Origin of the sequence: Streptomyces albidus (ex Kaewkla and Franco 2022), from assembly GCF_013870515.1 — a bacterium.
GTDB lineage: Bacteria > Actinomycetota > Actinomycetes > Streptomycetales > Streptomycetaceae > Streptomyces > Streptomyces albidus.
Window position 1 is genome coordinate 1 of record NZ_JACBXA010000199.1, and the last position, 11,109, is coordinate 11,109.

Annotated in this window: 7 protein-coding genes and 1 pseudogene; all 8 read right to left on the bottom strand. The window is 71.0% G+C overall.

The genetic code is table 11. The annotated features are described in order from the left end of the window. Positions 1-115 precede the first annotated feature (115 nt). Positions 116-871 (bottom strand): ABC transporter permease, encoded by a 756-nt coding sequence (locus tag H5J26_RS23240; protein WP_181767892.1) that lies wholly within the window; start codon positions 869-871, stop codon positions 116-118. Then, positions 868-1,851, bottom strand: coding sequence for an ABC transporter ATP-binding protein (locus tag H5J26_RS23245; RefSeq protein WP_181767893.1), 984 nt, complete (start codon positions 1,849-1,851; stop codon positions 868-870). Before H5J26_RS23245 ends, H5J26_RS23240 begins: the two co-directional genes overlap by 4 nt. 37 nt (positions 1,852-1,888) lie before the next feature. Further along, positions 1,889-3,022, bottom strand: a complete 1,134-nt coding sequence (locus H5J26_RS23250) for a site-2 protease family protein (protein ID WP_181767894.1) — start codon at positions 3,020-3,022, stop codon at positions 1,889-1,891. Continuing rightward, positions 3,019-4,221, bottom strand: a complete 1,203-nt coding sequence (locus H5J26_RS23255; RefSeq protein ID WP_419183840.1) for a lantibiotic dehydratase C-terminal domain-containing protein — start codon at positions 4,219-4,221, stop codon at positions 3,019-3,021. Before H5J26_RS23255 ends, H5J26_RS23250 begins: the two co-directional genes overlap by 4 nt. Then, positions 4,218-7,013: a lantibiotic dehydratase gene (locus H5J26_RS23260; RefSeq protein WP_235980978.1), complete on the bottom strand. Its 2,796-nt coding sequence runs from the start codon at positions 7,011-7,013 to the stop codon at positions 4,218-4,220. The genes H5J26_RS23255 and H5J26_RS23260 overlap by 4 nt, the downstream gene beginning before the upstream one ends. Before the next feature lie 21 nt (positions 7,014-7,034). Further along, positions 7,035-8,648 carry a nitroreductase family protein gene (locus H5J26_RS23265; RefSeq protein ID WP_181767896.1) on the bottom strand — a complete coding sequence of 538 codons (1,614 nt, stop codon included), beginning with the start codon at positions 8,646-8,648 and terminating at the stop codon, positions 7,035-7,037. A gap of 29 nt (positions 8,649-8,677) precedes the next feature. After that, positions 8,678-10,636 (bottom strand): TOMM precursor leader peptide-binding protein, encoded by a 1,959-nt coding sequence (locus tag H5J26_RS23270; RefSeq protein ID WP_181767897.1) that lies wholly within the window; start codon positions 10,634-10,636, stop codon positions 8,678-8,680. Further along, positions 10,626-11,109 (bottom strand): annotated as a pseudogene (locus tag H5J26_RS23275) (hypothetical protein); the annotation flags it as partial. The gene H5J26_RS23270 and the pseudogene H5J26_RS23275, both read right to left, overlap by 11 nt.

The window sequence follows — 11,109 nt, forward strand, 5'->3', positions numbered from 1 at the left end:
GCGGTCCACAGCACCACGAGCGGCGCGGGATCCACGGTGCACCGCTGGTCGAGTGCGCTCTGGAGGCGGCCCGTCGCCGCCTCCAGCGGTCTGCCGCCGGTGACGGCCGTCGTGGTCATGCTTTGTTGCTCCAGCGGAAGGTCTTGAGCGAGACCGCGCCGAAGATGACGGTGAAGGCGAGGAGCCCGCCGCAGCCCAGGACGATGTCGCCGCTGTCCCCACGTCCCGAAAGGGCCGCGGAGACCGCGTCGTTGAGGTATCGCAGCGGGAGGATCCGCGATCCGGTCTCCAGCCACGACGGCAGCATGTCCATCGGCATGAACGAACCCGAGAGGAACGCCATCGGCACCATGAGGCAGTTGGCGATGGCCGCCACCGCCTCGGGTGTGTCGGCGAGGGACCCGATGACCACGCCGATGGTGAGGAACGCCGTGATGCCGAAGATCAGGGCGGGAATCGCCAGCGGCCAGGTGCTCTTCAGGTCGAGTTCGAAGGGCGGCAGCAGGGCGACGCCCACGAACACCACGGCCTGCACGAGCCCTACGCCCAGAGCCAGCACGTAGCGCGAGCCCAGGACCGACGGCAGCCTCGTCGGCGTCATCCTGATCAGCCGGAGAAGGTCGTCCCGCCGCCACTGCATCAGCGTGAACGCCACGCTGAAGACAGCGGCGTTGGCGACGCCCCAGGACATCACGCCGGGCGCGATGTAGGAGATGTACGGGCGGCCGGACTGCTTCACGTCCTGACCGCTGAAGATCAGCCCGAAGACGACGAGGAAGATCAGCGGGAACGCGAAGGTGAAGAAGAGCGTGGCCTTGTCCCTCACCTGCGCCCGGTATCCGGCTCCCGTCAGTGCTGCGTACGCGCTCATGCCTGGTGCTCCGAGTTCTTGTCGCCGTCCGAGCCGGTCCCGGTGAGGGAGCCGGTGAGTTCGAGGTAGACGTCCTCGAGGGTCGCGGTGCGGGTCTGCACGTCCGCCAGCCCCGTGAGCCTGTCGACGGCCGTGAGGACCTGGCCGGACACCTGCGTCTCCAGGACGAGCGATCCGCCCTGCTCCTCGACGCGGTCCACTCCCTCGATGCCCAGCGCCGCCTCGGGGCTGAGCCGTCCGGCGGGGATCATCAGCCGGGTCGGGGCCCCGGTCCTGGCGACGAGGTTGTGCGGGGAGTCCAGGGCGGCGACGGAGCCGTCGACGAGGATGGCGACCCGGTCGCACAACGCCTCGGCCTCATCGAGATGGTGGGTGGTGTAGACGATGGTGCGTCCCTGCTTCTTCAGCCCGCGCAGCACCTCCCACAGGTCGCGCCGTGCCTGCGGGTCGAGTGCCGCGGTCGGTTCGTCGAGGAAGATCAGCTCCGGCTCGTGCACGAGCGCGGAGGCGATGGCCAGGCGCTGACGCTGACCGCCGGAGAGGTTCTCCACCATCACATCGCGCTGTCCCGTGAGCCCGACGGCGTCCAGTGCGCCGTCCGCAGCCTTCCGGCCCACGCCGAACAGGGCGGCGACGGTGCACAGATGCTCGCGGGCCGTCTGGCGTACGAAGAAGGCCGAGGACTGCGTCTGCACACCCATCCGCGGCAGCAGGGCGACGTTGCGCGGCCAGGGTGACTGCCCCAGGACGGTGACCTTGCCGGAGTCCGCCTCGCGCAGGCCCTCCATGATCTCCACGAGGGTCGTCTTGCCCGCCCCGTTGGGACCGAGGAGGCCGAAGAACTCGCCGCGCCGCACCTGCAGCGACACCCCTGCCACGGCGTCGTGGTCGCCGTAGCGTTTGCGGATCTCCTCGATGACGATCGTCGTGTCCGGTGATGCTTCATGCGGCTGGGCCGGCATGGTCCCTGCTTCGGTCATGTGTCGTGTCCCTCGGGTGCTGGCATTGCGCGTGGAACTAGCTGGAACTGGGCGAGAACAAAAGGAGATACGCGGTGGTCATGAGCCCTGCCAGCAAGATGCAGACAAGGACGGCCGATCCGATCCCGTACGCGGTGTAGAGAGTGCGGGCCCGGCGCGGGTAGGAGGCTGCGGCTGCTCGGTCACGCATCCGCAGCCTGAGGTACCGGCCGCTCTCCGGTGCGTAGCCGGAGATCCGCAGAGCATGGCTGAGCATGGCGTAGCCGTCCAGAGGCGGCAGAGGAAGCAGATTCGCCAGTGCCTGGACGCTGCCCAGCAGCAGGAGCCCGGAAAGAACCCTGCGGGTGGAATCGTCCTGCGGCAGTGCCCACCACCAGGCCGCGGCGGGCAGCAGCAGCACCAGATTCACGAAGGCGCCGGCTCCCGCGATGGTGAGCTGATGTCTTCGTCGGCGCAGGTACAGGTAGTCGTCCACCGTGCAGTACATGATCGCCATGGGCAGACTCCAGCGCAGGCCGATCTCGCTGACGGTGGCGCCGTATCGGCGGGCGGCGACGCCGTGCGCCAGTTCGTGCACGGCGATGCTGAACCAGATGGCGACGCAGACCGCCAGGAGCGGGACGGGCTGCTTCAGCAACCACCAGGTGTCGCTGGCCAGTTCACCCGCCCGAGTGACCAGGAGCGCCTCCATCACGACGGTCAGGGCGAGCAGCGGCAGCAACACCCAGGCCCGCAGCACAGGACGCAGCAGGCGGTGCAGCCGGTCCGAAGTGGCCCCTGCGTCGGCCACCATGCGCACTCTGCCCTTGAGCAGGTTGCCGGTGACCATGCCCGTCCCCGTGCCTGCGGCGGTCTGCTCGGGTTCCCGTGCGGGGGCGCCTGCGAGCAGCCCGCGGCTGCCGAGAAGTCCCAGCAGCTGCTGCCAGTTGGCCTCGCCCAGCCGTTTGCCGAAGCTGTGCGCGTACTCCGTGCCGATGTCCTGGAGGGTGCGCCCGCCGTCGAGCCGCGAGAGGAGGAAGTGCTCCTTGGTCCCGACCTCGAACGAGGCACCGCTGCGCGGGTCCTTGATGAGGTGGACGGTCGCGGCGGCGCGGAGGAGCGGAGGGCTGATGAGCACCTCCGGTCTCAGCGCCGGCCGGTACGAGAGCATCTCCGGCGGTTCGACGGTCATGAACTCACCGCCTGTGCGGGCGGGTTCGCGCCCCCGCTCTGCTCGTCGCCGCCCGCGAGGTCCGCGCGGAGCACCCGCCCGAGGACGTGGGCGAGGTACGCCTCGTCCCGGATCGTCACGTGGAGACGGTTGTTCGTCATGTGCATATAGGGCGAGAGCAGAGTCGGCAGCACGACGGCCAGGTCCGTGAGCGGTTCGGCCTTCTCCTCCGGCGGGGCGAAGACGAGGTCGCCGCGGGCCGCCAACTGGGCCGCCCGCTCGCGCAGTTCGAGGCAGTGCTCGGACCAGCCCTGGAGGAAGGCCGGCAGGCGCACGCCTTCGCCGGCGTCCCCGCTGGAGGCCGTACCGCCCGCCGTTCCGGCTCCCGCCTCGCGGGCGGCACGCATGGCGGTGACGGCCTGCCGGATCTCCCGGTAGCGGCGGCCGAGCCCGGGTGCGGTCTCCGCGAAGTTGCGGTCGTACTCGGCGGAGCCGATGAAGCCCGTACCGGGAAAGGCCCGGTGCCAGAACTCGTAGTACCGGTCCAGGTAGTCGGCCTGCTTGCCGGCGTCGGGCAGGAAGCAGCTGAGCATCACCATCATCAGCTGCGCCGAGGTGCCCAGCAGCACCGTGCGCAGGTGGAGGTTCATCGTGCGGAAGGCGTTGATGACCAGGTCGCTGGAGTGGGCGAAGTGCCATTCGGCGAGGTCGACCCCGGCCTTGCCGCCGTACTTGGTGTACTCGGGCGCGTACGGCTCCCAGGAGCGGGAGTTGTTCGGACGCAGGTTCATCCTGCCGTCCTCTCCCATGAAGGCGTTGCGGTCCCCCTTGGGGAACTCGATCTCGAACAGGGCGTTGTAGAACTCGTTGAGGAAGCCGGTGTCGACCTCGTACAGCGCCGGGCGGGCACGCAGAAAGGCGTCGATGGCCTCCTCGGCCCGGCGGCGCACTTCTTCGGTCGCGTCAGCCGTGGCGGGCTTGAGCCGCAGGCGTACGTGCGGCCCCTCCAGCCAGTAGTTGAGGAAGAAGTGCCCGGCCAGCAGCCCGTCCTCCTCCAGGGAGGCGATCAGCGGACGGATGCAACTGACCAGCAGGGGCTGCGGGTTGGCGGCGTAGAAGGTGTGCACGGCCTGCCACTCGCTCTGCCCGCCGTCGGTCTCGCGGTCCGCACCGCCGGCCGCTGCGGTCATGTTGCCGCTGTGGGGGGTCAGCTGAGTCATCTGGGCGCGTCCTTCGCGGGTCGGGTCGGGAGGGAGGAGGCGTCCGGCGCGGCCGGACCGGGCGTGGTGAAGGTCTCCACGGCGAGTTCGGCGACGTGGCTGCCCCGCTCGGACCGCACGTGCAGCCCGTCCTCGGTGGGGAGCATCTCGCGCAGGACGACCTGGTCTTCGTCGCCCTTGAGCAGCGCTTCGAAGGCCGTCAGGGAGAGCGAGCTGTCCAGATCCACGCAGCTGGGCTTGGCGCCCGCCGCTCCGCGCGGCCCGCTCGCGACCGTGGCGAACACCCGGGCGGGCAGGCCGTGCCGGCGGCGCCAGCGCTGCCAGCCGAGGAACCAGGTGTGCTCCTCGACGCCGGGCTGCTGACGGGCGGGCAGCGAAGCGGCCGTCGTGCTCCAGCTCCGCCGGCTCAGCACGAGACCGCCGTGGCGCACCCTTGGCCGCACGGTCACACCCTCGTCGGCCTCGGGCTCGGGCACCCCGCCCCACACGTCCAGCCGGGCCATCGAGGTCGGGGACAGGAGCAGCAGGGTGCGGGAGATCTCCGGCAGTGCCAGCGGCACCAGATAGCCGAGGTAGACGGGAACGACCTCGCAGTCCAGGCGCGACGAGCGCAGGACGAGCCGGTCGGCCTCCTCGTCGTGCTCGACGTACAGGTCCTCGAGGTGGATGCGGGCCTCCTCCGGGACGGTGGAGGTCTCGCCCGGGCAGACGATCTCGTAGTCGGTCAGGCGGCCGTGCAGATTGAGGTTGCTGGTGACGGAGCCGCCCGTCACCTCGGCCAGGACCGCGCCGGGGGGCGTCTGCGCCCGCGCCCGCTCGCGCAGCGCACCGGAGAGGGCCTCGCCGCCTTCGGGGCCGTCGTAGACGTGCGTGAACCGGCTGAAGGGGAAGGAGACGCCGCCGTAGGAGCGGTTGACCACGACCAGGGGGTCGCCGTTCTCCCGGGCCAGCTGGAGGTGGTGGCTCTGCGGGGCGAACACCGGTGAGACCGGGGCGATTTCGGCCGCGACCTCTTCGAAGTGCTCCCTGCCGAGCTGGATTTCGGCGTCGCCGTCGCGCTCCGCCCACAGCTTCCGCATGCGGTCGACGAAGACGCGGCGGGCGGAGTCGACGGCCTTGATGCCCGGGATGTTGAGCCAGTTCTCCTCCGGTACGTACTCGCCCTGGTCGTTGAACGCCCGGCGCTTGGCCGTGAAGGAGAGGTACTGGTCGAAGAAGTCCTCGTGGAAGTCGTGCACGAGCCCCAGAAGGTCCTCGCAACGGCCTCCACGACCGTGGCGGGCGAGGAAGAAGCCCTTGAAGGTGATGCGTTGAGGCAGCGTCACGTCGAATGCCGGGAGGACGCTCTCCAGCGCGCGCAGGTCTTCGCCGACCCGCCCGTTCCAGTCCTGCCACGGGCAGGCCACGTCGGTGCCCGCACTGACGTCCTCGTACAGGATCGTCTGCGGAAGGCTCGGCTCCTGCGCGCCCAACTGCCGCTGGAGCCCGTGCAGTTCCTCACGCAGCTCCCGCAGCAGCGAGGCGCGTCGGCGCACGTCCGCGGCCGGGAAGGCGGCGATCTTCGCGAGGGGACCTTCGAGTCCGTCCGCGATCTGCTCGGCCCAGGGCCGCCCGAGCCCGCGCAGCGCCGTCTGGAAGGAGCGCAGCGGGTCGGGGCTGTGCACGTCGGTGTCCAGGCAGGGCACCCTGATCATCCCGAGCTGGAGCAGCGCCGAGAGATAGGTCTCGCACTGCTCGGGCGGCGCGTCGTGTTCGGCGCCGATCCAGTCGGCCAGCTCGCGGTAGCGCAGCTCCGGGCGCTCGTCGAACAGGGCCAGCAGCTGGTCCAGGATGCCGCTGCGGCGCAGGAAGAAGAGCCTGTCCTTGACCGAGTCGAAGGTGACCGTCGCGGCGTCGTCCCCGGCCGTCACCCAGCGGCGTACGTAGCGCACCCGGTCCTCGTCACGGCCCCAGCCGGAGGCGAGACGGACGGGAAGATCGCTGCGCCGGGCCGGGTCGGCGAGGATCAGCTCGGCGAGCCTGCCGAGCACGACCACGTTGAGCCGTGCACGGCTCTCCCACCCGGCGTCCACCTGGATCGCTGCGGCGTCGCTGCCGTTCCGCTCGCCGTGCGGTTCGTCCCCGCCGTCCGTGAACAGGCCGGTGGCCACGCCGGTGAAGGTGCTGAACGGACTGGTCTTGCACGCCGTCCGGTAGAGGTAGGACAGCAGGGACCTCTCGACCTTGCGCATCCGCTTGTCCGGACGCACACCCGCCGCGGCCTTGCTCAGATAGCCCTCCAACTGGCCGTCCAGTGTGGGTGAGGCGAGCAGCAGGCCGAGCCGAAGCCGCTCCTCCTTCATCAGTTCGCGCAGCGCAGCACGGCTGCGTTCGAGGTCGGAGGCGAGCAACTGCTCTCCTGCGGTGTGCAGTTCCTCCAGCTGCTGCCGCCTGGCGAGCCAATCGGCGACCTGCCTGCCCGCCTCGGCGTCCAGTCCGGAGATCAGCTCCATGGCGGCCGCCGGGTCGGCGGGCAGCCGGTTGTTGAACATCTGGCGGCGCAGCGCGAGCAGTTGGCGGCGCGAGGCGTCGCCTGATCCGCGTACTGCGGTGTCGGTGGTCGTGACGAGGTCGTGCAGTACGTCGGACAACTCGGCGGCGCGCACGCGGAGTCGGTCCTCCGCGTCCAGCACCTCCTTCGCCCAGTGGAGGCTTTCCGTGCAGCGCAGCGCGTGCACGGACTCGACCGGAAGTCCGGCGACGCGCAGCATGAACCGGCGGCCGGGTTCCCAGGTCGTCGTCACAGAGGTCATGGCGGGTTCCCCCATCGCCGGTCAGGCGATCTCGTAGCGGAAGTCGGCAGGCTGTGGCCGCTCATGGCCGAGCAGCATGATCAGCAGCGGTGTCTCCCCCGTGCGCTCCAGGCTCAGTTGCTCGATGTAGGAGACGTTGTCGAAGCCGAGAGCGACGCCCGCACCGAGGCCGAGTGCGGTGCAGACGGCGTAGAAGGCCTGCGAGACCGCCCCCGTGGTGGCCCCGTACAGCCGGTATCCGCGGTCGCCCACGGCGTCCAGCACCGCTGTCGTGCGGACGGACGGAACGAGCACCGCACCGCTCTGTTCGAGGTTGTAGTTCGCGAGGAAGTAGTTGCGCTGAAGGAACTCCCCGTGCGGGCCGTCGACGACGGGACGCAGGGCGTGGGCCTCGGGGTCGTACTCGTAGGCGCCCTGGTCGATGCCCTCGACGTGATTGACGAAGGCGTAGAGCTTGACCAGCCGGCTCCCCCCGGGCGGCTCCGCGTCCGTCTCCAGCGAGACGGCGGCCGACGCGGCCAGAGCGGTGCCCAGTTGGGCGGCGCTGATGGGACGTGTGGCGTCGAATCGGCCGAAGCTGCTGCGGCGGCCGCGCAGGGCCTCTCGCATGGTCAGCGGCTCCACCTGGGGCGGCGGCAGCGGGAGGGCGTCGCGGGTGTCCGGCAGGGGCAGCGCCACCGCGTCGGCGAGGGCCTCGGGACCGGGACGGGCCTCGGAGTTCTCGGCGGTCGCCGCGCGGACGCTCTCGAGGATGCCGAAGTCGAGGACCCTGCGGGAGAGTTCGACGTCCGCGTGCCCGACACGGGGTGTGGAGGCCGCCTCCGGGCCGGATGCGGGGCGAGGCGCGTCCTCGGCCTGCTCCGGGTCCTCCCAGGACAGCGGCACGACCGCGAAGACGCCCTCTTCCTCCTCCGCCGTGCCGAGGAGGCGGTTGAGCCGCGGCTCGTCGAACCACATCGCGGGCTCGACGCGCAGTCCCCGGGAGCGTGCCCACATGCGCCAGCTCTGCAGGATCGTGCCGATGTCCATGCTGACGACGTGAAAGGAGAAGCTGTTGTACTTGAAGGCGTTCTGCCAGTACTTGATGCCGAGGATCAGGAACTGGTCGGTGTCCGGGCCCGATTGACCGCAGCCCACCGCCTCCCTGATCTCGCCGGTCACATCGCCCGTCAGCAGGCGCTGCATGGCGTGCCGGTGGTTGGCGTAGTAGTGCACGCCGGGCGTGAGGGGGCCGCTCGGGCCGGAGGCCCAGTAGACGCTCACCGGGTAGAGCCCGCCGCCGGAGGCCGTGCCGCGCGACCAGTTCGTCTGCGTGTAGTGCGGGAGGGCGGCGAGGTCGGTGTTGGCCTGCACGCCGAGTCGGCGGCCCACCAGCCCGTAGGAGTCCTGGAGCATTCCGGACAGCAGGGGCAGCGTGAACCGCCCGTCCGCCGGCGGCTGTTCGCCGGGCAGGCAGCCCGACGCCGCGCTCGCTCCTTCGGGGAAGTCCGTCCGTGGCAGCGGGAAGGACTCGACTCCCGGGTAGTACTTGCCCTTCCTCGGCCGGTCGGCCCAGTCGGGTACGAAGTCGGCCGGCTCCATCGGGACTCGGGCGCGGTGCTTGATGGCGTCCGCGTAGTCATGGGCGTAACCCACGGAAACACTCCTTTCTGCTGAACGGGCGGTCACGGAAACGGGTGGGGGGCGGGGTTGAGGTCGTCGGGGCCCAGATCGGCCTCGCGCAGACCTGCCTCGCGCAGGGCGGTTCGCATCCTCGGCATGGTGCGGGCGCGCTGCCGTGACCAGCCGAAGTCGATGGGGAGCAGGCCCGGCACCAGGACGCTGACGGTGTGCAGGCCGAGGGTGCGCTGCTCGGGCAGGGTCTGGTCGACGACGACCACGTCGAAGCCCGCTGCCGTCACCGGCTCCAGGCAGCGCTCCAGGGCTTCACGGACGTCGCCCGAGGTGCCTTCCTCCGCGGCGCCGGCCGGGCGCAGCGAGGCGACGGAGACGGGCGCCGGAGTCGGGAGGGGGCCCGGGGGCGGGCGCAGCAGGAAGTCGGCGAAGCGGCCCATCTCGGGGATGCCGTAGAGCAGCGGATGGTCGTGGAGCGCGGTGACCTCGCGGAAGTCCGCGGCCATGGCACGCAGTCGTGCCTCGTCCAGCTCGGTGCGGTTCTGCAGGTTGACGGCGTCGGTGGCGATCTCGCACAGGGCACCGTCGAGCGCGGCCTCCGGGTCGGCTCCGGCGCCCGCGCCGAAGCACATGCGGCCGAGCCCTCCGTCGAACCGCTCGGCGACTCCGGTGATCACCGGGACCGGGAAGGAGATGCGGGTGTCGAAGAACCGTGCGCGGTAGCCGTACATGGCCAGCCGGTCGACCATGTGCCGGGTGGAGGCCCTTCGGCTCGTGCCGGGGTCGATCTCGGGCAGCGGCTGCCGGCCGTACCAGGCGAGCAGGAAGGCGTCCCGTTCGAGGACTTCCATCAGGCCGAAGTAGACGGCCTCCTCCAAGGAGCCGCCGGACGCGCAGCCGTTGGAGCTCTCCTGCACGAAGCGGTTCTCCAGGCCGGGCGCGTGATAGTACGTCAGCACCTCGGGCACCAGCCGCGGCGTCCCGTCCCGCAGCGAGTGACCCCACACCCAGGGGATCTCCCGGTCGGGAGTGAACGGCAGCACCCGCGGGTTGTCCCGGTAGAAGTCCTCCGAGTAGAGGCCGACGAGGCGCGGGTCGACCGCCCTCTCGCCGAACTCCTCGAGCGTGCCCGTCACTTGGGTCGTTTTCGCCCGTGCGCGCATTCCCGCGTAGCGCTCCAGGCCCTCCAGCACCCCGATGCGGGCGCTGGTGCCGAAGGATCCGGCGTGCCCGCCCCAGAACGTCTCGCGCAGGTACTCGCCCGAGCGCATCGAGAAGCAGCCGATGGTCGCCGAGGTGGAGGTCGAGGAGACGTCGTGCACGACGGACGGTCCGAGAGCTCCGCACACCGGGTTGGCGAAGGCGGCAACGTCGATGTCGTAGCTCTCCAGCGGGCGTACGCGGAACGCGCCGGGCTCGTGCTCCGGCGCGGCTTGCAACTCGATCCGCGCCGCCTCCTCGGTGTCGGGGCCCGGCTCCCCGCAGCGCGGGCACTGCGGGTCCGGCACGAGCGGGTAGTGACGGACGCTCAGGGACTGCAGGTCGAGCAGGTGCACCTCCGGGAAGGTGGTGCGCGACGAGCGCTGCCGGGCGGCCGTGACGAGCGCGGCGACGGCGTCCATCGCGAAGGCCGTCACGAACGGCCACTCCCCCGCCGCATGGGTCTCCCCGCCGATCTCCAGTGCGTCGCGGAGGGAGACCGATCGCACCGCCTGCCAGCGGCGGGCCAGGCAGCGCGGGCACGCACGTGTGGCGTCGACGTCCTGGGGAACCGGGCCGATGATCGCGTGCTGCCCGTAGACGTGCACGGGAACCGCCGGTCCCGGGTCCTCGGCCGGCTGCGGACGAGGCGCGGCGGGCGCGGCGAACTCGTCACGGACGCCGAGTCGCGCCACCTGCGCCTCGGGGCCCGCGAGCCGGGTGAGGCTGCTCCGCAGCAGCCCGGTGAGAGCCGCTTCACGGGAGTCGGCAACGCCCTCCGCCGGAGGAGCGGTCTCGTCACGCACCATGGCCGGTGCCCTTGGTGAGCAGCACACGGACGGTGCTGATGCCCACGGTCGCCAGGTCGGCGGAGCCGGTGGGAACCACCAGGGCGTCCCTGCCGGCTTCGCGGAGCCTCTCCAGTACGCGTGTCCATTCGGCAGGCTCTTCCGAACCCGCCGCCGCCGGGGGCGCGTCGGCCGTCCCGAGGGTCTCCGGCGCGAGGTCTCGCAGCAGCGGATCGCCTGTGTCTGCCGGTCCCTCCCCCGCTTCGCGCCGGAGCTGTATCTGCCCGAGCAGGTCGCGGAGGGCGGCGGAGGCCGCGGCACCCCTGCTGGTCTCGCTGCCGACGGCCCAGTCGCCTCCGGCACGCGCGAGCAGCACGTGGACGCCGCTGCGGCGGCTCTCTCCCAGGTCGAGCAAGTCCCATCGGAGACCGAGCTGGTCCAACGAGCCCAGCAGGAAGGTGACTTCGGCGTCCGCCTCGTCGCCGGACAGGGCG